The sequence below is a fragment of the Streptomyces sp. NPDC001415 genome, assembly GCF_053597395.1.
Genome location: NZ_JBSFIE010000003.1, coordinates 268,215 through 291,532, shown reverse-complemented (window position 1 = coordinate 291,532; position 23,318 = coordinate 268,215). Strand labels below are relative to the sequence as shown.

The window sequence follows — 23,318 nt, the reverse complement described above, 5'->3', positions numbered from 1 at the left end:
CCCCCGGGGTCTGGGGCGGAGCCCCAGGGGGTTGGCCCGCGGCCCCGGGCTAGTTGTGGGCGTGCAGAACCTCGTTCAGCCCACCCCACACCGCATTGTTCGGCCGAGCCTCAACCGTGCCCGTCACCGAGTTGCGGCGGAACAGGATGTTGGAGGCCCCCGACAGCTCCCGGGCCTTCACGATCTGCCCGTCCGGCATGGTCACCCGCGTACCGGCAGTGACGTAAAGCCCGGCCTCGACGACGCACTCGTCGCCCAGCGCGATCCCCACGCCCGCCTCCGCGCCGACCAGGCACCGCTCGCCGATGACGATGCGGACGTTGCCGCCGCCGGACAGCGTGCCCATCGTGGACGCGCCGCCGCCGATGTCGGAGCCGTCGCCGACGACGACGCCGGCGGAGATGCGGCCCTCGACCATGGACGTGCCGAGGGTGCCAGCGTTGAAGTTCACGAAGCCCTCGTGCATGACGGTCGTGCCCTCGGCGAGGTGGGCCCCGAGGCGCACCCGGTCGGCGTCGGCGATGCGTACGCCCTTGGGCGCGACGTAGTCCGTCATGCGCGGGAACTTGTCGATGGAGGTGACCTGGAGGTGCAGCCCCTCGGCTCGGGCGTTCAGCCGCACCGTCTCGATGTCGTCCACCGCGACCGGGCCGAGCGAGGTCCAGGCCACGTTCGCGAGCAGCCCGAACATGCCGTCCAGGTTCTGGCCGTGCGGCTTGACGAGCCGGTGCGAGAGGAGGTGCAGGCGCAGGTAGGCGTCGTGCGCGTCCAGGGGCTTGTCGTCGAGGGAGGCGATGACCGTGCGGACGGCGACGACCTCGACCCCGCGGCGCTCGTCGGCGCCGACGGCCTTGAGCGCGCCCGCGCCGAGGAGTTCGGCGGCGCGCTCGGCGGAGAGGCGCTCGGTCCCGGCGGGGCCGGGCTCGGCGACGGTCACGAGCTCGGGGGCGGGGAACCAGGTGTCCAGGATGGTGCCGTCGGCGGCGATGGTGGCGAGTCCGGCGGCCGCGGCGCCGGTCGTAGCGGTAGTCGTGTCGGTCATGCCCCAAAACCTAACCGGCCACGGCCCGCCGGGGCGAACCGGTCTCATGTGCCGGTCCCGTGTCCACCCCGGCCGGCGCACCGGGACCCGCCCGCACCCGGTACTGCCCCGCGTGCGGGCGGGCCGCCTGATCTGTGCCGTATTCGTCGTCGCGATGGCGGGGCGGCCCGCAGCCCCCGCGACAGCCCCGGTCAGGGTGTGTACTCGTACCCGATCGTGAACCGCGGCGGCAGGCACCACTCCCCGTACTCGATGATCCCCTCGGCGTCGGACCAGCGGTGAGCGCCCGCCAGCACCGGAGAGCCCACCGGCAGGGCCAGGGCGCTTGCCTCGCGGGAGTCGGCCTCACGGGCGTGCATGTCGTCCCGGGCGTGCGTGATCGTGCGCCCCGTGGCCTCCAGGACCCTGGCGGTGAGCCCGTGGTTCCGGCCCGGCGACGTGTTGAGCAGATCCGGGACCAGGGCGGCGAACGGCGCCGGGTACCAGACCACGGCGAACACGGTGCGGGTCTTGCCGCGTCCGGCGAGCCACTCCCGCCGTACGGCCTGGTCCCCGACTTCGAGGTCCAGGATGTCCGCGACGTACAGCGGCGGTTTGACCAGTTCGGCGGCGGTCACGCGCGACGTCTCGCCCTCGGCGAGGAAGCTCTTGACCCGCTGGACGCGCTCCAGGCGGTCCTTCGGCGTCAGGGTCCACACCGGGTCGTCCTCCACGAACGTGCCGCGCGGGGTGGTCCTGATGTACCCCTCCACCTGAAGCGCTTGCAGCGCACGCGACACCGTGGCCGCAGCGGTCTGCCAGCTGCCGGCGATCTCACGGTTGGTCGGAAGCCTGGCCCCGGGTTCGAGCTCCCCGGACATGATCCGTTCGCGGAAGTGGTCGGCGATCTTCGTGAACGTCTTCTCTCCGGGCATCTGCCGTTCTCCTCACGGGAGTTGAGCACCGCTGACGCTCGGCACACTAGTGCACCGGCCACCCTTGTGGAGTGCTTCTAACACTCCGAAGACTGAACTAGTACACAGACGAGTCGGGGGGACGAGGGGAGCAACACCATGTTCGCGAGCCAACCGCCGGGGAACGGCCACTACTCCATGCCGCCCGCCACGGAGCCGACGCAGTACACAGAAGGGTGCGACCCCTGCTCCGCCCTCACCGCCCAGCTCCACCAGGCGGTGCAGGACCGCAACCAGTCGGCCGAGGTCGACGCCCGAGTGAAGATCAGGCGGCACATGCGCCAGGACCACGGAACGGAGCTCCCGCTCCCACCGAGCCCGTAAACCGAGCGAGTTCCCTAAGGGAACGGACTATGGCAGCATGGATCGCGGCAGGTCAACCGTCGCGGAGCCCGGTCCGGGCCGGCGCAGGATCGCGAAAGGATGGGCGCATGCCCCAACGCACCCGGCTCGACGACGAACACTGCGCCATCGCCCAGGCCCTGGACGTGGTGGGCGACTGGTGGACCCTCCTGATCGTGCGCGACACGGCACGCGGGGTGCACCGGTTCGACGCGCTCCAGCGGGAGCTCGGCATGTCCCGCAAGGTCCTCGCCGAACGTCTGAAGCTGCTCGTGGAGTGCGGGGTCCTGGTGCGCGAGCCGTACCAGGAGCGCCCGGTGCGCCACGAGTACCGGCTCACCCCGCGCGGCCGCGCCCTGCTGCCCGTACTGATCGCACTCCAGGACTGGGGAGACACCTGGGTGCTGGGAGAAGGAGAGACGATGGCCACTTCGACGGAGACATCGGGCGAGACCGAGCGGGTACGGGAGCTGGTCGGCACCCGCGTTCCCGAGCTCCAACTGACCGATTTCAACGGGGAGTTGAGGGATCCGGTCTCGGCTTCCACGCCGTACACGGTCCTGTACTGCTTCCCCGGCGCCTACGCCCGCGCCGAGTCGTACCCGCCCGGCTGGGCCGGGATTCCCGGCGCGCGCGGCTGCACCCTGGAGTCCTGCACCTTCCGCGACCAGCTGGCCGAGTTCACCGCGGCGGGCGCGAGCGTGCACGGCGTTTCCACCCAACGCCCGGACGAGCAGCGGGCGTTCGCCGACAAGGAGGCCCTGCGCTTCCCTCTGCTCTCGGACGCCGGGCTCGATCTGACCGCGGCCCTGCGCCTGCCGACCTTCCGCACGGCGGGCGTGAGCCGGCTCAAGCGGCTGACCCTTGTGGTCGACCGGGACCGTACGGTCATCGACGCGATCTATCCGATCACCGACATCGAGGCGAGCGTGCGGGCCGCGCTCTCGGCGGTGCTCCGGGCGGATTCCTGACGCCGCGCTCGCGGCGGTGCTCCGGGCAGATTCCTGAACCCGCGCTCTCGACGGTCCCCCGCCCGACCACGGCGCTCAGTGCGCCGCGCCCCCAAGATTCAGCAGGACCACTCCGCCGATGATGAGGGCGATCCCGGCGATCTTGGCGGCGGTCATCGCCTCCCCCATGAAGACCATGCCGACGGCGGCGATGACGGCCGTGCCCACACCGGACCAGATCGCGTACGCGGTACCCACCGACATGGACCTCAGCGTCAGCGACAGCAGGAAGAAGGCGAGCAGATAGCCGGCGCCGGTGATCAGCGAGGGCCAGAGCCGGGTGAATCCCTCGCTGTACTTCAGCGCGGAAGTCGCGGCGATCTCCGAGCCGATGGCGCAGGCGAGCAGGACGTAGGGCATGGGGGCAAGGATATCCGGCGATGCGTACGCCCGTACATATCGATCGTCCAAGACTCGGCCCGCCCTGTCGACGCCCACCTGCCCATGCCCCCCCACCACTTGCCCGGCCTCTACCGCAGCAGCCTGCCGAGCAGGTCCCGCGCGTACCCCTCGTCGTACACACCGCCGGTGAGCAGGGACTGGAGGCAGATGCCGTCCATCGCGGCGACGAGTGCGCGCGCGGTGACCGGGTCGGTGTGCCGGGCGAGCAGTTCAGCGACGGAGTCGGTCCACTCGGCGGCGACCGGGCGAAGGGCTGGGCGGCGAAGGGCGGCGAGGTAGAGCTCGTACTCCAGCTCGGCGCGGGCCCGGTCCCCGGTCAGCCACTCGCCCATCAGCCGGGCCAGTTCGACAGCCAGGTCCGCGCCCGGATCCTCCAGGCGCACACAGTCGCGCACCGCCGTGGCGAACCCCTCGTTGGCCTGGCGCAGCGCCGCGACGAGCAGTTCGTCGAGGGTCTTGAAGTGGTACGTGGTCGAGCCCAGCGGCACATCGGCCTCGGCGGCGACGGTGCGGTGGCTGAGCCCCGCGATGCCGCGCTCGGCGACGACCCGGATCGCCGCGTCGATGATGCGCCGGCGCCGGTCGGGGTCGTAACGGCGGCCCATCAGCGGCCCCGGGGTGTTCCGGCCTGGTCACAGAGCATGCCCCCGACCGTACCCGGAGGCCGTGCGGGCTACGGTAAAGCTGATCGACCAGGGGACGGGACGTGCGGAAACGTACGGGAAGTGCGAGGTTGCAGTGACGCAGGACATGGGCTGGGGCCCGGGCGCCCAGGGCGGACCTCCAGGACCGCCGCCGGGGTGGGGCCCCGGCTGGGGCGGTGGCTGGATGCCGCCGCCGCCGAAGCCGGGGGTGATTCCGCTCAGGCCGCTGATGCTCGGCGACATACTCGGCGGGGCGTTCTCGGCGCTCGGCCGCCACTGGAAGCAGCTCTTCGGCGTGGCCCTCGTCGCGTACGGGATGGCCGCGCTGGTCGTCGGCGGGACGTTCGCGATCGCGGCGACCGCCGTGCGCGAGCACCTCGACCGGGTCGTCGACCAGCCCGTCGGCGTGGACCCGGTCCGCGCCGACGTGCAGCCGGTGGTGATCGCCGGGGTCGTCCTGTTCCTCGTCGCGACCGCGATGTGGCTCGTCGCGATGGCGCTGGTGTACGCGGCCGTCCCGGCCGTGCTCCAGGACGCGGTGCTCGGCCGGCGCACCACGTTCGGCCCGGTGTGGCGCAAGGCCTGGTCCCGGTTCCCTGCCGTGCTCGGCGCGCTGGCGCTCCAGTGGGCGGCCATGATCGGCGCGCTGGTCCTGTTCGTGACGCTGATGCTGGTGACGATCCTGTCGAGCTCGCGCCACGAGCCGCCGGCCGCGCTGATCGGCCTCTTCGTGCTCGTCTTCCTCGCGCTGGTCCCGCTCGGCATCTGGCTGTGGGTGCGCTTCGGTTTCGCTCCGGCGGCCGCGGTCCTGGAGAACCAGCGGCCCGTCGAGGCGCTGCGCCGCTCGGCCCGCCTGGTCAAGGACGCCTGGTGGCGGACCTTCGGCATCCTGATGCTCGTCGGCATGATCAGCGGGGTGCTCGGCTACTTCGTCCAGCTGCCGTTCACCTACGGCGGGATCTTCGCGGCCATGCCGCTGGCCCTGTCCGGCGGGGACGCGGTCGGCCCCAAGGTCATGGCCGTCGTCATCATCGCGGTGCTCTACCTGATCGGCACGGTGATCAGCCAGTTCCTGTCGACCACCCTGCCGCAGCTCGCCACCGGCCTGCTCTACATCGACCAGCGCATCCGCCGCGAGAACCTGGCGCCCGCGCTGGCCGAGGCGGCCGGTGTCCCGCCGGTGGCGGCCCCGCCGATGGGCACCTGGTAGCGCCTGATCACTTGGTCACGGTGAACCACGTGGCCCGGGACTTCTTCCACTCGGGGTGGGTGAGGTCCTTGGCCGCGGTGCCGTCGCCGTAGAGGTCGGCGGACCCGTCGTCGGTGATGAACTGGGCCCGCGCGCCCGCCTGGTCGAGGTCGGGCACGTCCACCACGGCCTCCCAGCCGCCCGGGTCAGTGGTCGGCAGGTCGGCCCGCCTGACGGGTGCGTGCCCGGCGACGCCGTCCCACGAGTACACCGCGTACGGGTCGGAGTTGTCGTCCGCGGCCCAGGACCCGGCGACGATCAGGTACTGGTCGGCGGCGTTCTTGCGGATGTCGCGGATGCTGAGCCCACCGAGGTCGAGCTCGATGGGCGTGCCCATGACGGCCTTCGCGCCACTGGCGAGCACCTTGTCGAAGTTGGTGACCGGCACGATCAGCGCCTTGCCGCCGGTCTTCGGCGGCACGAGCGGCGCCCGGAACCCGATGTACGCGGTGCTCGTCGACCCGGGCGCGAACTCCAGGCCCTCCACGTTGAACCCGTCGATCTGCTTGGGCGCCTGGCCCGCGGCGGTCGCGGCCGTGAACCCGTATCGGTCGCCGCCCGCGTGGTCCCAGGCGACGAGGTCGTCCCGCAGCTTCTTGTACGAGCCGCCGAGCGCGAGCTGCGTACCGGCCCCCGACCCGCTCACGGTGGTCGTGAACACGGTGTTCCGGTCGGCCTTGTACACGCCGTCCTTGTTGTTGCCCAGCGAGCCGGTCCAGTAGATCGTGTCGCCGACGCGGGCCGCGCCCTCGATGTCGATCTCCTTGGACACCCCGAGCTGCGAGCTGAAGTCCCAGGTCTTCACGGGCGCACCGGAGGCCGAACGGTCGTACATCCGCAGGGTGTTGGACTCGTCGTCGGCGACGATCACGTACCCGCCGCCCACGTCCACGGCGGCGGAGGCGTCGCTGGAGCCGGTGAAGTACCGCGTGTCGGCGGCGCCCTGCACGGCGGCCGAGGCCGCGTAGTGCAGCGTCTTGGTGGCGGACTTCCCGCCGAGCCCGGTGACCTTGATGGTGAGGTCGGTGTAGCCGCGAGCGTGCGCGGCCACGGACAGCCGCCGGGTGGCCCCCGTGCCGCTGACGTTCACGTCCCCGGTCCCGGCCACCGAGCTCTTGCTGCTGGCGGAGGCGGCCACGGTCAGCGCCGAGGCGTCGGCACCGCTCTGCCCGACCGTGACGGTGACCACCGGATCACCCGTGGCTCCGACGGCCCCCGACAGGTAGGAGGCCGAGAGCCCGATGGTCGGCGTGCCGTAACTCGCCGCGTGCGCGGGGAAGTTGGGTCCCATGGCGGCCAGCGTAAGCACTCCGGACGCGGCGGCAAGGGCCCTGGCACGTCGGAGCGATGGGCGATACGGCACGGGGCTGGCCTCTCGTCGGCGGGGTGTCGTCGAGTAGGTTCCGGCCACCCCGCCAACGAGAGGCGTACGCCATCCGTACGGCAGGCGAATGTCAGTCGATCAGGCTCCGCTTGGGCCGCAGCACACGGAACTCGTTCCCTTCGGGGTCGGCGAGCGTGACCCAGGTGGCGTCCTCCCCCTGCCCCACGTCCACCCGCCGCGCCCCGAGCGAGACGATCCTCTCGACTTCGGCGTCCCGGTCATCGGGGTTGAGGTCGATGCGCAGCCGGTTCTTGACGCTCTTGTCCTCGGGCACCGGCAGGAAACACATCCCCGGATACGCCGTCTCGCCCGCCCCCATGACGGACCCCGTGGACCCCGGCGCCGCCCGAGGACCCCGGGCAGCTCCGCGCCCGATCGGCCGCCGCGGCAGGCTGGCCGCCCGCGATCCGGAGCTCGCCCCGGAGGCGGCCGACCGGCTCACCCGGGACCCGGACGCGGACGTCCGGGACGCCTTCGCCCGGCACCCCCGCCTGCCGCTCCCCCGCATCATGGAGCTGCTCGACGACGAGGAGCTCACCCACGCGGCTGCCGCCAACCCGGCCCTCCCCGCCGCGACGATGCGCCGCCTGGCCGGAACCCCGCGCCACGAAGAAGCCCCGTAACACGAAGAGCCCCCGGCACCATCGGTGCCGGGGGCCTCAACTCGCAGGCGGGACTCAGACGTTGAAGCCCAGCGCGCGCAGCTGCTCGCGGCCGTCGTCGGTGATCTTGTCCGGGCCCCACGGCGGCATCCAGACCCAGTTGATCTTCAGCTCGTTGGCGATGCCGTCGGTCGCGGCCTTCGCCTGGTCCTCGATCACGTCGGTCAGCGGGCAGGCCGCCGACGTCAGGGTCATGTCCAGCGTGACGACGTTGGAGTCGTCGATGTGGATGCCGTAGATCAGGCCGAGGTTGACGACGTCGATACCCAGCTCGGGGTCGACGACGTCGTACAGCGCCTCACGGATCTCTTCTTCGGTCGCCGGCTTGATCGCCGCCTCCGCGTTCTCGGTCATGCCGTCTTCCTTTCGGCGATCTCGCCCAGAGCCTGGGCCGTCGCGTCCTTCCAGGCCATCCAGCTCAGCAGAGCACACTTCACGCGGGCGGGGTACTTGGAGACGCCGGCGAAAGCCACCGCGTCCTCCAGGATCTCCTCCATCGCGTCGTCGGGCTCCAGCTGGCCCTTGGACTGCATCAGAGTCAGGAACGTCTCCTGGATCTGACGCGCCTCCTCCAGCTCCTTGCCGACCAGCAGGTCGTTCAGGACCGAGGCGCTGGCCTGGCTGATGGAGCAGCCCTGGCCCTCGTACGAGACGTCCTCGATGCGTGAACCGTCGTACTTCACCCGGAGAGTGATCTCGTCGCCGCACGTCGGGTTCACGTGGTGCACCTCGGCGTCACCGTCCCGCAAGCCCCGGCCGTGCGGGTGCTTGTAGTGGTCCAGGATGACGTCCTGGTACATCGAATCAAGCTTCACAGCGAATTACCTCGCGTCCTCGCGTCCCTTGCGTGACGTGCCTTATGGGCCGGGGGTCCGGGGGTTGCCCCCCGGGAGAGCACAGCACCCCTAGCCGAAGAAGTTTCGTACGTGCTCCAGGCCGTCCACCAGGGCGTCGACCTCGGCGGGCGTGGAGTACAGATAGAAAGACGCTCGCGTGGTCGCAGGAATTCCGTAGCGGAGGCAGACCGGGCGCGCGCAGTGGTGGCCGACGCGGACGGCGATGCCCTCCTCGTCGAGGACCTGGCCCACGTCGTGCGGGTGGATGTCGCCGAGCACGAAGGAGATCGCGGCGCCGCGGTCCTCGGCCGTGGTGGGGCCGATGATCCGCAGGTCGGGCACCTGGAGGAGGCGCTTGACCGCGTACTCGGTGATCGCGTGCTCGTGTGCGGCGATCTTGTCCATGCCGATGGCCGACAGGTAGTCCACCGCCGCGCCGAGGCCCACGGCCTGCGCGATCGGGGGCGTGCCCGCCTCGAACTTGTGCGGCGCCGGAGCATAGGTGGAGGAGTGCATCGAGACCGTCTCGATCATCTCGCCGCCCCCGAGGAACGGCGGCAGGTCCTCCAGGAGCTCCTGGCGGCCCCACAGGACGCCGATGCCGGTCGGGCCGCACATCTTGTGGCCGGTGAAGGCCACGAAGTCGGCCTGCAGCGCCTGCACGTCCAGCGGCATGTGCGGGGCGGCCTGCGAGGCGTCGATGCAGACCAGCGCGCCGACCTGCTGGGCGCGCCGGACGATCGCCTCGACCGGGTTCTGGGTGCCGAGCAGGTTCGAGACGAGCGTGAACGAGACGATCTTCGTCTTCTCGTTGATGATCTCGTCTATGTTCGACAGGTCGAGCCGACCGTCGTCGGTGAGGCCGAACCACTTCAGCTTCGCGCCCGTGCGCTGCGCGAGCAGCTGCCACGGCACGATGTTGGAGTGGTGCTCCATCTCCGTGATGACGATCTCGGTGTCGCTGTCCACGCGGTAGGGCTCATCGGCCCAACCCAGCATGTTGGCAACGAGGTTGAGCGACTCCGAGGCGTTCTTGGTGAAGATGACCTCGTCGCGGCTCGGCGCGTTGATGAACGTGGCGACCTTGTCTCGGGCGCCCTCGTACAGCGCCGTGGCCTCCTCGGCCACCAGGTACACGCCGCGGTGCACGTTGGCGTTGTGCTGCTCGTAGTACTCGTTGAGCGCGTCGAGCACCTGGCGCGGCTTCTGCGAAGTCGCCGCGGAGTCGAGGTAGACGATCTTCTTCCCGTCGTGGACCACACGGTCCAGCAAGGGGAAGTCCTTGCGGATCGCCTCGTCGAGCAGTTGAGAGGTCGCGGGGAGGAGGCCCGGCAGCTGTGTCACTCGGAAGCGCCGCCCTTCGTGTACGACTCGTAGCCCTCGGCCTCAAGCTTGTCGGCGAGCTCGGCGCCGCCGGACTCGACGATGCGGCCTGCCGCGAAGACGTGGACGTAGTCGGGCTTGATGTAGCGCAGGATGCGCGTGTAGTGGGTCACCAGGAGGGTGCCGACCTCGCCGTTCTCACGGACGCGGTTGATGCCCTCGGAGACCTGGCGCAGCGCGTCGACGTCGAGGCCGGAGTCGGTCTCGTCGAGGATCGCGATCTTCGGCTTGAGGAGCTCCAGCTGGAGGATCTCGTGGCGCTTCTTCTCACCGCCGGAGAAGCCCTCGTTCACGTTGCGCTCGGCGAAGGCCGGGTCCATCTGGAGCTGCTCCATCGCGGACTTGACCTCCTTCACCCAGGTGCGCAGCTTGGGGGCCTCGCCGCGGATCGCCGTGGCCGACGTGCGCAGGAAGTTGGAGACCGAGACGCCGGGGACCTCGACCGGGTACTGCATGGCGAGGAACACGCCGGCGCGGGCGCGCTCGTCGACGGTCATCTCCAGGACATCCTCGCCGTCGAGGGTGACGGTGCCGCTGGTGATCGTGTACTTGGGGTGCCCGGCCAGCGAGTACGCCAGGGTGGACTTGCCGGAGCCGTTGGGGCCCATGATGGCGTGGGTCTCGCCCTGCTTCACGGTCAGGTCGACGCCCTTGAGGATCTCCTTCGTACCGTTCTCGGTGTCGACGGAGACGTGCAGGTCGCGGATTTCAAGCGTTGCCATGGGGAACTCAGGACTCCTGGGTGACGGAGACGAGCACATCGTCCCCTTGGATCTGTACGGGGTATACGGGGACGGGGCGCGTCGCGGGAAGGCCGGACGGCTTGCCGGTGCGGAGGTCGAAGCTCGATCCGTGCAGCCAGCACTCGATCATGCAGTCCTCCACCTCGCCCTCCGAGAGGGAGACGTTCGCGTGCGAGCAGATGTCGTTGATCGCGAACACCTCGCCCTCGGTCTTGACGAGGGAGACCGGCGTGCCGTCGATCTCCACCCGCTTGGGGGTGTCGGTCTCCAGCTCGCTCAGCGCACAGGCTTTGACGAAGGCCATCAGACGGAAGCCTCCAGCTCCGTCTCGATCTTGGCGAGCAGGCGCTCCTCGACGTCCGGCAGACCGATCTGCTGGACGAGCTCCGCGAAGAAGCCGCGCACGACCAGGCGGCGGGCCTCGGTCGGCGGGATGCCGCGGGACATCAGGTAGAAGAGCTGCTCGTCGTCGAAGCGGCCGGTGGCGGACGCGTGACCGGCGCCGGCGATCTCGCCGGTCTCGATCTCCAGGTTCGGCACCGAGTCGACACGGGCGCCGTCGGTCAGAACCAGGTTGCGGTTCATCTCGTACGTGTCCGTGCCCTCGGCGGCGGCCTGGATGAGGACGTCACCGATCCACACGGCGTGCGCGTCGTCGCCCTGGAGGGCGCCCTTGTACACGGCGTTGGACTTGCAGTGCGGGGTGTTGTGGTCGACCAGGAGGCGGTGCTCCTGGTGCTGGCCCTGGTCGGTGAAGTACAGGCCGAAGAGCTCGGCCTCGCCGCCGGTGCCCGCGTAGGAGACCCGCGGGTGCAGCCGTACGAGGTCGCCGCCGAAGGTGACCACGAACGACTTGAAGGTGGCGTCGCGGCCGATCAGCGCGTTGTGCTGGGCGACGTGGACGGCCTTGTCGTCCCAGTCCTGAACGGAGACCACGGTCAGCTTGGCGCCGTCGCCGAGGAGGTAGTCGACGTTGGCGGCGAGCACCGCGTCGCCGGTGTGGTCGATGACCACGACGGCCTCGGCGAACGCGCCGAGCTCGATGACCTGGTGGCCGTAGGCCACGCCGCCCTCGCCGTGCACGGCGATCCGGATCGGCTCGGTGAGCACCGTCTCCTTGGGGACGGTCACGACGGAGGCCTTGGCGAAGGACGAGTACGCCTGGGCCGCGATGCGGTCCACCGGCGTGCCGGCCCTGCCGAGCCGGGCGTCGTCGCGCCCGACGGTCTCGACGACGACGCCCTCGGGGGCCTCGACGGCGATCTTCACGCCGTCACCGGTGGCGACGGCGGTGCCGTCGTGCAGCCCGCGCAGCCGCTCAAGCGGCGTGAACCGCCACTCCTCCTCGCGGCCGTGCGGGACCGGGAAGTCCGCGACGTCGAAGGACGGGGGGGCGCTCATGCGGGTGGCGACGGTCGACTCGGCGGCCACCGCGATGGAGCCTGCGGTGGTGGAGCCCAGCGGTGGGGGTGCCCCCTGTCCGAGCTTGTTCGAGGACTTGGGGGGGTTCTGAGCCTCAGCCATGGCTGTCGTAGTGCTCTCTTCCTAGATCAGAATCTGCTCAACTGCCGGACGGGGGGGCGGTCGTTATCCGACCGAGCCCTCCATCTGCAGCTCGATCAGCCGGTTGAGCTCCAGGGCGTACTCCATCGGGAGCTCCTTGGCGATCGGCTCGACGAAGCCGCGCACGATCATCGCCATCGCCTCGAACTCGGTCAGACCGCGGCTCATCAGGTAGAAGAGCTGGTCCTCGGAGACCTTGGAGACGGTCGCCTCGTGGCCCATGGAGACGTCGTCCTCGCGGACGTCCACGTAGGGGTACGTGTCCGAGCGGGAGATCGTGTCGACCAGGAGCGCGTCGCAGAGCACGTTCGACTTGGAGCCGTGGGCGCCCTCGCCGATCTCGACGAGGCCTCGGTAGGAGGTGCGGCCGCCGCCTCGCGCCACCGACTTGGAGACGATGTTGGAGGAGGTGTTCGGCGCCATGTGGACCATCTTGGAGCCGGCGTCCTGGTGCTGGCCCTCGCCCGCGAAGGCGATGGAGAGCGTCTCGCCCTTGGCGTGCTCGCCCATCAGGTAGACGGCCGGGTACTTCATGGTGACCTTGGAGCCGATGTTGCCGTCGATCCACTCCATGGTCGCGCCCTCGTACGCCACGGCGCGCTTGGTGACCAGGTTGTAGACGTTGTTCGACCAGTTCTGGATCGTCGTGTAGCGGCAGCGGCCGCCCTTCTTGACGATGATCTCGACGACGGCGCTGTGCAGCGAGTCCGACGAGTAGATCGGGGCGGTGCAGCCCTCGACGTAGTGGACGTAGGCGTCCTCGTCGACGATGATCAGCGTCCGCTCGAACTGGCCCATGTTCTCCGTGTTGATACGGAAGTAGGCCTGCAGCGGGATGTCGACGTGGACACCCTTGGGCACGTAGATGAACGAGCCGCCCGACCACACCGCGGTGTTCAGCGACGCGAACTTGTTGTCGCCGACCGGGATGACCGTGCCGAAGTACTCCTGGAAGAGCTCCGGGTGCTCCTTCAGCGCGGTGTCGGTGTCGAGGAAGATGACGCCCTGCTCCTCCAGGTCCTCACGGATCTGGTGGTAGACGACCTCGGACTCGTACTGGGCCGCGACACCCGCGACGAGGCGCTGCTTCTCCGCCTCGGGGATGCCGAGCTTGTCGTACGTGTTCTTGATGTCCGCGGGCAGGTCCTCCCAGGACGCCGCCTGCTTCTCCGTCGACCGGACGAAGTACTTGATGTTGTCGAAGTCGATGCCGGAGAGGTCGGAGCCCCAGTTCGGCATGGGCTTCTTGTCGAAGAGCCGCAGCCCCTTGAGGCGCAGCTTCAGCATCCACTCGGGCTCGTTCTTCTTCGAGGAGATGTCACGTACGACGTCCTCGTTCAGACCGCGCTTGGCAGCGGCGCCCGCCGCGTCGGAGTCGGCCCAGCCGTATTCGTACGTGCCCAGGCCTTCGAGCTCAGGGTGGGCAGTCTCCGTGGGGAGAGTCATGCGGGGTTCCTCCCGGCCGTGCTTGCAGATGCTTGCTGGTGTGTGGTCTGTGGTGGCGCGCCGTGCGGGATGAACGTGGTGCAGACGCCGTCGCCGTGGGCGATGGTCGCCAGGCGCTGCACGTGCGTTCCCAGGAGGCGGGAGAAGAATTCCGTCTCCGCCTCGCACAGCTGCGGGTACCGCTCGGCGGCGTGGGCGACCGGGCAGTGGTGCTGGCACAGCTGCTCACCCCGCTGCGGGAGGGGCGCGCTGCGCGCCGTAGCAGCGTACCCGTCGGCGCTCAAGGCCCTGGCCAGGGCTTGGGTGCGCTCTTCAGGCTGCACGGCCTCGATCGCGTTTTTGTACGCCCCCGCTTGAGCCTCGATGCGGGCCCGGGCGAACGCCGCGACGGCTTTCTCGCCGGCCGCACCGCCGCCCGCCGACTGCTCGATCCAGTGCAGGGCGTCCACGGCGAGCTTGTCGTAGGACTGCTCGAAGGCGTCCCGGCCGCAGTCGGTGAGCGCGAAGACCTTGGCCGGCCGGCCACGGGTCCGCGCCCCGTACACGCGCTGTTCACGCGGTGCGACGACCTCGTCGGCGACGAGTGCGTCGAGGTGGCGGCGGACGGCGGCCTGGGTGAGGCCGAGGCGGTTCGCGAGGTCCTGTGCGGTCGAGGGCCCGTGGTCCAGGATGGATCGCGCGACCCGGTTGCGGGTGGACCGCTCACCGGTCGCGAGTTCCTCCTGGGGAGCCTCGCCGATGTTTTTCACAACGCCATTGTTGCGTAATTCCTCAGAGCCTGACAACCCGCGTCCCGATCACCGGCCGGTGCGGTGCATCACTTAGGCATACCTAAGGCGACCTGCGGAAACGATCTTTGATCGATCGTTTCACCGCCAATTCGGTGGTCCCCGAAATGGGCTTCCGGCAGACTGTCGTGCTATGCCCACACCCCCTGTGACCGGCCCTTTGTGTACGCGCGGCTCGCTCGCCGAGGACCTGCGCGAGCTGGGCGTACGGCCCGGCGAGACGCTCCTCGTGCACTCCTCCCTGAAGTCCCTCGGCTGGGTCTGCGGAGGCCCGGTCGCGGTGGTTCAGGCATTTCTCGACACGCTGGGCGAAACGGGCACGCTCGTGGTCCCCGCGCACTCCGGGGACAACTCCGACCCCGCGCACTGGCGGCGCCCTCCGGTGCCCGAGGAGTGGTGGAAGGAGATCCGGGCCGCGATGCCGGCCTACGACCCGCTGACCACGCCGAGCCGGGGCGTCGGGGTGATCCCGGAGGCCGTTCGCACCTGGCCCGGCGCCCTGCGCAGCGCCCACCCGCAGACCTCCTTCGCCGCGATCGGCCCGGGCGCGGCGCGCATCACACGGGGCCACGCCCTCGACTGCCTCCTCGGCGAGCGCAGCCCCCTGGCCCGCCTGGAGGACGCCGACGCCCGGGTCCTGCTGCTCGGCGCGGGATACGACTCCTGTACGTCCTTCCACCTCGCGGAATACCGGGTACCGGGGCCGCGGGCGGAGGCCTCCTTCGCGGCGACGACCCCCGAGGGCCGGCGGTGGATGACGATCCGGGACACCTCGATCACCAGCGAGCGCTTCGACGAGCTGGGCGCGGACTTCGAGCGGGACAAGCCGGAAGAGGTGGTGCGGGGCACGGTGGGCGCCGCCGCCTGCCGCCTGTTCCCGGTCCGGGAGGCGGTCGCCTACGCCGAGCGGTGGCTGCCGATACACCGACCGCGCGAGGAGTAGACCCGGCTCACGCCCGGCCCGGCCCTCTGTCGGGGACCCGGGCCTGAGCGGTGGCTGCCGATACACCGACCGCGCGAGGAGTAGACCCGGCTCACGCCCGGCCCGGCCCTCTGTCGGGGACCCGGGCCCCCGCGCCGGAGGGACCTTGCGCCCCGCCTAGACTTGCCGGTCATGAAGAGCGAGCCCGTCGTCCAGGTCACCGGCCTGGTCAAGCGGTACGGACCCAAAACCGCCGTGGACGGCCTCGACCTCACGGTCGACGCGGGCACCGTGACCGCCGTCCTCGGCCCCAACGGCGCCGGCAAGACCACCACCATCGAGACCTGCGAGGGCTACCGCCGACCGGACGCGGGCACCGTCCGCGTCCTCGGTCTCGACCCGGTCGCCGACGCCGAGCGACTCAAGCCGCGCATCGGCGTGATGCTCCAGTCCGGCGGCGTCTACTCCGGCGCCCGCGCCGACGAGATGCTCCGCCACATGGCCAGGCTGCACGCACACCCGCTGGACGTGGACGCCCTCATCGAGCGCCTGGGCCTGGGCAGTTGCGGCCGTACGACGTATCGCAGGCTCTCCGGCGGCCAGCAGCAGCGCCTCGCGCTCGCGATGGCCGTCGTCGGCCGCCCCGAACTGGTCTTCCTCGACGAGCCGACCGCGGGCCTCGACCCGCAGGCCCGCCGCGCCACCTGGGACCTCGTGCGCGAACTGCGCGCCGACGGCGTCTCGGTGGTCCTGACCACGCACTTCATGGACGAGGCCGAGGTCCTCGCGGACGACGTGGCCATCATCGACGCGGGCAAGGTCGTCGCCCAGGGCTCCCCCGAGCAGCTCTGCAAGGGCGGCGCCGAGAACACGCTCCGCTTCACCGGACGCCCCGGCCTGGACCTCGGCTCGCTCCTCAAGGCCCTGCCGGACGGCTCGGCCGCAGCCGAGCTGACCCAGGGCGCGTACCGCATCACCGGCACCATCGACCCCCAGCTGCTCGCCACCGTCACCTCCTGGTGCGCCCAGCACGGCGTGATGCCCGACGGCATCTCGGTCGAGCGCCACACCCTTGAGGACGCCTTCTTGGAGCTCACCGGTAAGGAGCTGCGCGCATGAGCGCCGGTACGTACGCACCGAAGCCGGGCGCGGCCCCGCTCGGGCGGATGATCGGGGCGCAGACCGCCCTGGAGACGCGGATGCTGCTGCGCAACGGCGAGCAGTTGCTGCTCACCGTGATCATCCCGAGTCTGCTGCTCGTGCTGTTCTCGACCGTCGACATCATCGACACCGGGAAGGGCAAGTCTGTCGACTTCCTCGCGCCGGGCGTTCTCGCGCTCGCCGTGATGTCGACCGCGTTCACGGGCCAGGCCATCGCGACCGGCTTCGAGCGGCGGTACGGGGTGCTCAAGCGGCTCGGCGCCTCGCCGCTGCCGCGCTGGGCGCTGATGACCTCGAAGACGCTGGCCGTCCTCGTCACCGAGGCGCTCCAGGTCGTCCTGCTCACCGTGATCGCCTTCGCGCTCGGCTGGTCGCCGCACGGCAACCCGCTCGCGGTGCTGCTCCTGCTCGTGCTGGGCACCGCCGCGTTCTCGGGGCTCGGGCTGCTCATGGCCGGCACCCTGAAGGCCGAGGCGACGCTGGCCGCCGCCAACCTGGTGTTCCTGCTGCTGCTCGTGGCCGGCGGGGTGATCGTGCCGATGGACAAGTTCCCCGGCGGGGTGCGGTCGGTGCTGGATCTGCTGCCCATCTCGGCTCTCTCCGACGGGCTGCGGGACGTTCTCAGGGACGGCGCGTCGATGCCGTGGGGGGACCTCGGGATCCTCGCGGTGTGGGCCGTGCTCGGCCTGGGCGCGGCCGCGAAGTTCTTCCGCTGGGAGTGAGCCGGGAGCCGTACCGGGGTGACTTTCCTCCCGGTACGGCCGGGCGGACCCCCCTCGTGAAATCATGCACAAACGGGCGCCTACGATAGGGCGCATGCCGAAAGTGACCCGAGCCGATGTGACCGCGGCGGCCCGCAATCCGCTCCTCTACATCGCGCAGCGGTGGACCGCCTCCCCGACGATCGTGCGGCGCGCGGCCCTTGCCGCCCTCGTCATGTCCGTCGCCATCGTGGTGACCGGCGGCGCGGTCCGGCTCACCGGCTCCGGACTCGGCTGCCCCACCTGGCCCAAGTGCACCAGCGAGAGCCTGACCGTCACCAGCGAGATGGGCTTCCGCGGCGTCATCGAGTTCACCAACCGGATGCTGACGTACGTGCTGTGCGCCGCGGTCGGCTGGGCGATCATCGCCGCCCGCTCGGCGAAGCCCTGGCGACGCCCGCTGACCCGGCTCGGCTGGGTGCAGTTCTGGGTGGTCATGGGCAACGCGGTCCTGGGCGGCATCGTCGTCCTGGTCGGCCTGAACCCGTACACGGTGGCCGCCCACTTCCTGCTCTCCAGCGCGCTCATCGCGGTCGCGGTGGTCACCTGGCAGCGCGCCCAGGAGGGCGACGGAGCGCCAAGGCCCCTGGTGGGCAAGGCAGTTGTGCAGCTGACCTGGCTCCTGGTGGGTGCCTCGGCCGCGCTGATCGCGGTGGGCACCATCGTGACCGGCACCGGTCGCCACCCCGGCGACTCCAAGGACGTGCCGCGCATCCCGCTCGACTGGACGATGATCACGCAGCTGCACGCGGACCTCGCCTGGGTCGTCGTGGCGCTGGCCGTCGCGCTGTGGTTCGTCCTGAAGGCCGTCGACGCCCCGGCCGGACCGCGCGCCCGGGCCCGCGACCTGTTCCTGGTGCTGCTGAGTCAGGGTGCGGTGGGGTATGTGCAGTACTTCTTGAAGACGCCCGAGATCCTGGTCGGCCTGCACATGCTGGGCTCGTGCCTGGTGTGGATCGCCGCGCTGCGCGTCCTGCTCTCGCTGCGCGAGCGCCCCGAGGTCTCTGCCGAGGTCCCGGCGCCGGCCGACTCAGCGCTCAGCCACGCCTGAAAGACCGTAGACGCGGCGGGCATTGCCCGCCGCGATCATCCCGGCGACCCGCTGCGCGTCCGTACGCGACCAGGCGCCGTCGCCCACCCAGCCGCCCAGCACCTTGCTCAGCGCCTCCGAGAACAGCCGCGCGCCCACCACGTGCAGCTCGGGCAGCCCGCGCGCCCCGCTGGAGTAGAGCAGCTTCCCGAAGGGGGCCAGCTCCAGGATCTCCGCGAGCACGGCGGCCGCCCGCGCCCCCGTCCGCACCAGGGCGGGCCCGACATCCGCGTAGACATGCGGGTGGACGCTGGCCAGATGGGCGGTCTGGCGGTGGTGCGGATAGCCGTGCAGGAGCACCAGATCCGTGCCGAGCCCCGCCGTCGCGGACGCGAATCCGGCGAGCAGCATCGGGTCGGCCATGCCCACCTGGAGCTGGAGCGGGCGCCCGGCCGCGACCGCGCTCCACAGCAGATGGCGCAGCAGCACCGGGTCTTCGAGGCGCCCGTGCTTGCGCCTCCCCGCCAGCCACCGCCCGGCCGCCCCGCGCACCTCCCCCGGCCCGGGCGGTTCGGGGTCGAGTCCTTCGCGTACGCCCGCCACCGAGGCGAAGGCGACGGCGGAGGCGGCCGCGGTGTGCACGGCCTCGGCGAGGTTGGCGAGGAAGGACTCGACGGTGCCCGAGGTGTCGGCGACCTGCTCGGCGAGGAGTTCGAGGCGGACGATCTCGTGGGCGTCGGCCGCCCCGACGGCGGCGATCTCCTGCGGGGCGGTGAGGTCCCCGGGCAGCCCGGTGTCCACCAGATAGGTGGAGATGCCGGAGCCGCGCAGCAGGCGCCTGCCCGATTCGAGTACGCCGAGTTCACGGCGGCGGGCCAGATAGCGGGCTGGGGGGCAGTGCGGTTCGAGGCCGAGGAGCGGGGGGCACCAGCGGCGTACGGCGAAGCCGGTCTGGGTGTCGAAGAACGTGGTGCCGGGCGCCGGCAGGGTTCCGGTGCGGCCGAGCGCCGTCTCGAAGGTGCCCAGGCCCAGCTCGGTCCGCAGGACCCCGTGGCAGTACTGGTCCACCAGGGTCGGGGTGTCGATCATCCGGGGCTCCCAGCGGTGGACGCGCTTCCACCCCTCCTAACGGGTGAGCCCCGGATCGGTGTTGCTCGGCGGGTCGCTCAGCCGTTCTTCGGGCCGCCGAGCTGGATGCCGGCCATGCGGGTCCACTCGTACGGGCCCGTCTTCACCTTGGCCGCGAACTCTCCGTCGAAGTCCTCGTGGACGGTGATCCCGGACTTCTCGACCGCGCTCCGGGCGACGGCGTGGCTCGGGGCCACGAGGTCGCCCCAGCCGCCGTCCTCGCCGACGAGCACGATGCGGGCGCCCCGCTGGCCGATGTACGCGATCTGGCCCTCGGCGCCGCCGTGCTCCTTGGCGAAGGAGCCGATCTGCCGGGCGAGCTTGGCCGCCCGCCGTTCGGCCTTGGCGGCCTGCTTCTCGTCAACCTGGGTGTCTGCCATGCCGCGATGCTACTAGCGGGTAGCCCCGGGAGCGACAAGAGGGGCCAGTGGCTTGCGCCACTGGCCCCTCAAGGAAGTCGAACGATGCGGTCAGCGCAGGAACGGGTCCACCGCGACGGCCACGAACAGCAGCGACACGTACGTGATCGACCAGTGGAAGAGCCGCATTTCCTTCAGCTTGGTGCCGGTCGCCTCGGACTTGGCGCGCGACTGCAGCGCGTGCGCCTCCCACAGCCACCAGCCGCCCGCGAGCAGCGCGACGGCCGTGTAGAACCAGCCGGTGTAGCCGAGCGGGGTGAGCAGCAGCGAGACGGCGACCATCACCCAGCTGTAGAGGACGACATGGCGGGCCACGACCTTGTTGGAGGCGACGACCGGCAGCATCGGCACGCCGACCCGCGCGTAGTCCTCCTTGACCTTCATGGACAGCGGGTAGTAGTGCGGCGGCGTCCAGAAGAACATGACGAGGAAGAGGATGATCGGCGCCCACGACATGGAGTTCGTGACCGAGGACCAGCCGATGAGCACCGGCAGGCAGCCCGCGATGCCGCCCCACACGATGTTCTGCGAGGTCCGGCGCTTGAGGATCATCGTGTACACGACGACGTAGAAGAGCAGCGCGCCGAGCGACAGGGCCGCCGAGAGCCAGTTGACCAGGAGGCCGAACCACAGCGTCGAGACGACGCCGAGCGAGAGGCCGAAGACCAGGCATTCGCGCGGCGAGACCATGCCGGTCACGAGCGGGCGCTGCGCGGTGCGGTCCATCAAGGCGTCGATGTCGCGGTCGATGTACATGTTCAGCGCGTTCGCGCCGCCCGCGGAGAGGTAGCCGCCCAGAGTGGTGGCGAACACCAGCCACAGCGGAGGAACGCCCTGCTCGGCCAGGAACATCACCGGAATGGTGGTGATGAGGAGCAGTTCGATGATCCGCGGCTTGGTCAGCATCACGAAGGCCTTGACGCGGGCCCCGAATGGCCGATGGCCCCCCGGGCTGGGAGTCAAGATGACCCCTGCGGGTCGGGACTCGACGGCTGTCACGCACACCCCTGACAGAGAATTCCCAGCAAGTCCCCGGTGATTCCGGACGTTCCCGGACGTGAAGGCCCGGTAAAGACTTGCGCGTACCACGCCACTCTAGACGTTGCCCATACGCCGCCATCCCCGGGGGTGGGGTCGTGTTGGGGGTGGTTCGCCGGGAGGCGGATTTCGCCGCTCCCCGCCACCCTGGAGGTGTCTGTCTCAACGTGCAGTCAGTCGAAAAAGTGAGCGTTCCGGCAGGGGTAGGCTCGACAGCGCCCGGTGCGCCCTCAGTCACCGGGATTCGACATGTGGAGAGGAGCCCTGACTCAGGGTGAGCACCAAGCCGACCACCACAGACCTTGACTGGACCGAGCTGGACCAGCGGGCCGTAGACACCGGCCGCGTACTGGCCGCGGATGCTGTACAGAAGGTCGGCAACGGCCATCCAGGTACGGCGATGAGCCTGTCCCCCGCCGCCTACACCCTCTTCCAGAAGGTGATGCGGCACGACCCGGCGGACGCCGACTGGGTCGGCCGCGACCGGTTCGTCCTGTCCGCGGGCCACTCGTCCTTGACTCTCTACGTCCAGCTGTACCTGGCCGGTTTCGGCCTGGAGCTGGATGACCTCAAGGCGTTCCGCACCTGGGGTTCGAAGACGCCCGGCCACCCGGAGTACGGCCACACCACCGGCGTCGAGACGACGACCGGCCCGCTGGGCCAGGGCGTCGCCAACGCGGTGGGCATGGCGATGGCCGCCCGCTACGAGCGCGGCCTGTTCGACCCGGAGGCGGCCCCCGGCACCTCCCCGTTCGACCACTTCGTGTTCGCCATCGCCGGTGACGGCTGCCTCCAGGAGGGCATCTCCTCCGAGGCGTCCTCGCTGGCCGGCCACCAGAAGCTCGGCAACCTGGTCCTTTTGTGGGACGACAACCACATCTCGATCGAGGGCGACACCGAGACCGCCGTCTCCGAGGACACCCTCAAGCGGTACGAGGCGTACGGCTGGCACGTCCAGCGCGTGGCGCCCAAGCCGGACGGCGACCTGGACCCCGAGGCGCTGTACAACGCGATCGAGGCCGCGAAGGCGGTGACCGACAAGCCGTCGTTCATCGCGATGCGCTCGATCATCGCCTGGCCCGCGCCGCACGCCCAGAACACCGAGGCCGCGCACGGCTCGGCGCTCGGCGACGACGAGGTGGCCGCCACCAAGCGCGTCCTCGGCTTCGACCCGGAGAAGACCTTCGAGGTCGCCGACGAGGTCCTGGCGCACACCCGTGAGGCCCTTGACCGCGGCCGTGAGGCCAAGGCCGAGTGGGAGAAGTCGTTCGCCGCCTGGCGCACCGCCAACCCGGAGCGCGCCGCCGAGTTCGACCGCATCAACGCGGGCGAGCTGCCCGAGGGCTGGGAGTCGCACCTCCCGGTCTTCGAGACGGGCAAGGGCGTCGCCACCCGCGCCGCCTCCGGCAAGATCCTTCAGGCGCTCGGCGCGGTCATGCCCGAGCTGTGGGGCGGCTCCGCCGACCTCGCGGGATCGAACAACACGACCATCGACAAGACGTCGTCGTTCCTGCCGGCCGGCAACCCGCTGGCGGAGGCCGACCCGTACGGCCGCACCGTGCACTTCGGCATCCGCGAGCACTCCATGGCCGCGGAGATGAACGGCATCGCGCTGCACGGCCACACCCGCATCTACGGCGGCACCTTCCTGGTGTTCTCCGACTACATGCGCAACGCCGTGCGTCTTTCCGCGCTGATGCACCTGCCGGTGACGTACGTGTGGACGCACGACTCGATCGGCCTCGGCGAGGACGGCCCGACCCACCAGCCGGTCGAGCACCTGGCCTCGCTGCGCGCGATCCCGGGCCTCAACGTGGTCCGTCCCGCGGACGCCAACGAGACGGCCATCGCCTGGCGCGAGATCCTCAAGCGCTACACCAAGGTGTTCGGCAAGGGGGCCCCGCACGGCCTCGTGCTGACCCGCCAGGGTGTGCCGACGTACGACGTCAACGAGGATGCCGCCAAGGGCGGTTACGTGCTCTTCGACGCTGAAGGGCCCTCCGGGCAGAACACAGACGCCCAGGTCGTGCTCATCGGCACCGGTTCCGAGGTCCAGCTCGCCGTCGGCGCGCGCGAGCAGCTGCAGGCGGCCGGCATCCCGACCCGCGTGGTCTCGATGCCGTGTGTCGAGTGGTTCGAGGAGCAGGACCAGGCGTACAAGGACAGCGTCCTTCTGCCCTCGGTCAAGGCGCGGGTCGCGGTCGAGGCCGGTATCGGTCTGACCTGGCACCGCTACGTCGGTGACGCGGGCCGCATCGTTTCGCTGGAGCACTTCGGCGCTTCGGCCGACGGCAAGGTCCTCTTCCAGGAGTTCGGCTTCACCGCCGAGCACGTGGCCGCCGCGGCCCGGGAATCTCTCGAAGCCGCAGCGCGCTGACGCCGGTATACGAACAAGTAGGAGATGCAATTCTC

25 protein-coding genes and 1 pseudogene are annotated in these 23,318 nt (G+C 70.4%); 9 read left to right on the top strand and 17 right to left on the bottom strand.

Annotated elements, in window-relative coordinates:
• Positions 1-49: 49 nt before the first annotated feature.
• Complete coding sequence (dapD, locus tag ACWC2B_RS05545) at positions 50-1,042, bottom strand: 2,3,4,5-tetrahydropyridine-2,6-dicarboxylate N-succinyltransferase (protein ID WP_450715120.1); 993 nt, start codon at positions 1,040-1,042, stop codon at positions 50-52.
• A 191-nt stretch (positions 1,043-1,233) separates the two neighbouring features.
• On the bottom strand, positions 1,234-1,956 hold the full coding sequence (locus tag ACWC2B_RS05540) for a GntR family transcriptional regulator (RefSeq protein WP_450715119.1): 723 nt from the start codon (positions 1,954-1,956) through the stop codon (positions 1,234-1,236).
• 138 nt (positions 1,957-2,094) lie between these two features.
• Between ACWC2B_RS05540 and ACWC2B_RS05535 the strand changes: the two genes are divergently transcribed.
• Together ACWC2B_RS05535 and ACWC2B_RS05530 are read left to right on the top strand one after the other, a co-directional pair.
• The gene (locus ACWC2B_RS05535) at positions 2,095-2,319 is read left to right on the top strand and encodes a hypothetical protein (RefSeq protein WP_450715118.1); all 225 of its coding nucleotides are present in this window, start codon (positions 2,095-2,097) and stop codon (positions 2,317-2,319) included.
• Positions 2,320-2,426: 107 nt separating this feature from the next.
• The gene (locus ACWC2B_RS05530) at positions 2,427-3,308 is read left to right on the top strand and encodes a winged helix-turn-helix transcriptional regulator (protein ID WP_450715117.1); all 882 of its coding nucleotides are present in this window, start codon (positions 2,427-2,429) and stop codon (positions 3,306-3,308) included.
• 75 nt (positions 3,309-3,383) lie between these two features.
• Here ACWC2B_RS05530 and ACWC2B_RS05525 read toward each other — a convergent pair whose 3' ends face one another.
• Together ACWC2B_RS05525 and ACWC2B_RS05520 are read right to left on the bottom strand one after the other, a co-directional pair.
• Positions 3,384-3,707, bottom strand: coding sequence for a DMT family transporter (locus tag ACWC2B_RS05525; RefSeq protein WP_344373168.1), 324 nt, complete (start codon positions 3,705-3,707; stop codon positions 3,384-3,386).
• A 110-nt stretch (positions 3,708-3,817) separates the two neighbouring features.
• Positions 3,818-4,354 (bottom strand): TetR/AcrR family transcriptional regulator, encoded by a 537-nt coding sequence (locus ACWC2B_RS05520; protein ID WP_450715116.1) that lies wholly within the window; start codon positions 4,352-4,354, stop codon positions 3,818-3,820.
• 61 nt (positions 4,355-4,415) lie between these two features.
• Between ACWC2B_RS05520 and ACWC2B_RS05515 the strand changes: the two genes are divergently transcribed.
• Complete coding sequence (locus ACWC2B_RS05515) at positions 4,416-5,603, top strand: DUF7847 domain-containing protein (protein WP_450715115.1); 1,188 nt, start codon at positions 4,416-4,418, stop codon at positions 5,601-5,603.
• 7 nt (positions 5,604-5,610) lie between these two features.
• Here ACWC2B_RS05515 and ACWC2B_RS05510 read toward each other — a convergent pair whose 3' ends face one another.
• A complete protein-coding gene (locus tag ACWC2B_RS05510) occupies positions 5,611-6,933 on the bottom strand; it encodes a hypothetical protein (protein WP_450715114.1) in 1,323 nt (440 codons plus the stop codon).
• Positions 6,934-7,096: 163 nt separating this feature from the next.
• Positions 7,097-7,348 (bottom strand): annotated as a pseudogene (locus ACWC2B_RS05505) (VOC family protein); the annotation flags it as partial.
• Here ACWC2B_RS05505 and ACWC2B_RS05500 point away from each other — a divergent pair.
• Complete coding sequence (locus ACWC2B_RS05500) at positions 7,344-7,649, top strand: hypothetical protein (RefSeq protein WP_450715239.1); 306 nt, start codon at positions 7,344-7,346, stop codon at positions 7,647-7,649. The pseudogene ACWC2B_RS05505 and the gene ACWC2B_RS05500 sit on opposite strands and share 5 nt — an antisense overlap.
• A 54-nt stretch (positions 7,650-7,703) precedes the next feature.
• Here ACWC2B_RS05500 and ACWC2B_RS05495 read toward each other — a convergent pair whose 3' ends face one another.
• From ACWC2B_RS05495 to ACWC2B_RS05460, 8 genes are all read right to left on the bottom strand, one after another.
• Positions 7,704-8,042, bottom strand: a complete 339-nt coding sequence (locus ACWC2B_RS05495; protein ID WP_399049529.1) for a metal-sulfur cluster assembly factor — start codon at positions 8,040-8,042, stop codon at positions 7,704-7,706.
• Complete coding sequence (sufU, locus tag ACWC2B_RS05490) at positions 8,039-8,503, bottom strand: Fe-S cluster assembly sulfur transfer protein SufU (RefSeq protein ID WP_450715113.1); 465 nt, start codon at positions 8,501-8,503, stop codon at positions 8,039-8,041. Before sufU ends, ACWC2B_RS05495 begins: the two co-directional genes overlap by 4 nt.
• Positions 8,504-8,593: 90 nt before the next feature.
• On the bottom strand, positions 8,594-9,868 hold the full coding sequence (locus ACWC2B_RS05485; protein WP_450715112.1) for a cysteine desulfurase: 1,275 nt from the start codon (positions 9,866-9,868) through the stop codon (positions 8,594-8,596).
• The gene (sufC, locus tag ACWC2B_RS05480) at positions 9,865-10,629 is read right to left on the bottom strand and encodes a Fe-S cluster assembly ATPase SufC (protein WP_450715111.1); all 765 of its coding nucleotides are present in this window, start codon (positions 10,627-10,629) and stop codon (positions 9,865-9,867) included. The genes ACWC2B_RS05485 and sufC overlap by 4 nt, the downstream gene beginning before the upstream one ends.
• A 7-nt stretch (positions 10,630-10,636) precedes the next feature.
• Positions 10,637-10,954: a bifunctional 3-phenylpropionate/cinnamic acid dioxygenase ferredoxin subunit gene (locus tag ACWC2B_RS05475; RefSeq protein ID WP_450715110.1), complete on the bottom strand. Its 318-nt coding sequence runs from the start codon at positions 10,952-10,954 to the stop codon at positions 10,637-10,639.
• Positions 10,954-12,174, bottom strand: a complete 1,221-nt coding sequence (gene sufD / locus ACWC2B_RS05470; protein WP_450715109.1) for a Fe-S cluster assembly protein SufD — start codon at positions 12,172-12,174, stop codon at positions 10,954-10,956. Before sufD ends, ACWC2B_RS05475 begins: the two co-directional genes overlap by 1 nt.
• Before the next feature lie 63 nt (positions 12,175-12,237).
• Positions 12,238-13,659, bottom strand: coding sequence for a Fe-S cluster assembly protein SufB (gene sufB, locus ACWC2B_RS05465; RefSeq protein ID WP_450715108.1), 1,422 nt, complete (start codon positions 13,657-13,659; stop codon positions 12,238-12,240).
• On the bottom strand, positions 13,656-14,408 hold the full coding sequence (locus tag ACWC2B_RS05460) for a helix-turn-helix transcriptional regulator (protein WP_450715107.1): 753 nt from the start codon (positions 14,406-14,408) through the stop codon (positions 13,656-13,658). The genes sufB and ACWC2B_RS05460 overlap by 4 nt, the downstream gene beginning before the upstream one ends.
• A 172-nt stretch (positions 14,409-14,580) precedes the next feature.
• On the opposite strand from ACWC2B_RS05460, the gene ACWC2B_RS05455 reads away from it, so the two are divergent.
• From ACWC2B_RS05455 to ACWC2B_RS05440, 4 genes are all read left to right on the top strand, one after another.
• Positions 14,581-15,390: an aminoglycoside N(3)-acetyltransferase gene (locus ACWC2B_RS05455; RefSeq protein WP_450715106.1), complete on the top strand. Its 810-nt coding sequence runs from the start codon at positions 14,581-14,583 to the stop codon at positions 15,388-15,390.
• 171 nt (positions 15,391-15,561) lie between these two features.
• Positions 15,562-16,488: an ABC transporter ATP-binding protein gene (locus tag ACWC2B_RS05450; protein WP_450715105.1), complete on the top strand. Its 927-nt coding sequence runs from the start codon at positions 15,562-15,564 to the stop codon at positions 16,486-16,488.
• The gene (locus ACWC2B_RS05445) at positions 16,485-17,252 is read left to right on the top strand and encodes an ABC transporter permease (protein WP_450715104.1); all 768 of its coding nucleotides are present in this window, start codon (positions 16,485-16,487) and stop codon (positions 17,250-17,252) included. The genes ACWC2B_RS05450 and ACWC2B_RS05445 overlap by 4 nt, the downstream gene beginning before the upstream one ends.
• A 94-nt stretch (positions 17,253-17,346) precedes the next feature.
• Complete coding sequence (locus ACWC2B_RS05440) at positions 17,347-18,342, top strand: COX15/CtaA family protein (protein WP_450715103.1); 996 nt, start codon at positions 17,347-17,349, stop codon at positions 18,340-18,342.
• Here the strand turns inward: ACWC2B_RS05440 and ACWC2B_RS05435 are convergent.
• From ACWC2B_RS05435 to ACWC2B_RS05425, 3 genes are all read right to left on the bottom strand, one after another.
• Entirely contained in the window at positions 18,322-19,410 is a 1,089-nt protein-coding gene (locus ACWC2B_RS05435; RefSeq protein WP_450715102.1) for an amidohydrolase, read from the bottom strand. The two genes, ACWC2B_RS05440 and ACWC2B_RS05435, sit on opposite strands and share 21 nt — an antisense overlap.
• A gap of 77 nt (positions 19,411-19,487) precedes the next feature.
• Entirely contained in the window at positions 19,488-19,829 is a 342-nt protein-coding gene (locus ACWC2B_RS05430) for a hypothetical protein (protein WP_450715101.1), read from the bottom strand.
• Between the two features lie 90 nt (positions 19,830-19,919).
• A complete protein-coding gene (locus ACWC2B_RS05425) occupies positions 19,920-20,873 on the bottom strand; it encodes a heme o synthase (protein WP_450715100.1) in 954 nt (317 codons plus the stop codon).
• 307 nt (positions 20,874-21,180) lie between these two features.
• Between ACWC2B_RS05425 and tkt the strand changes: the two genes are divergently transcribed.
• Positions 21,181-23,283, top strand: a complete 2,103-nt coding sequence (gene tkt, locus ACWC2B_RS05420; RefSeq protein ID WP_450715099.1) for a transketolase — start codon at positions 21,181-21,183, stop codon at positions 23,281-23,283.
• Positions 23,284-23,318: the final 35 nt, after the last annotated feature.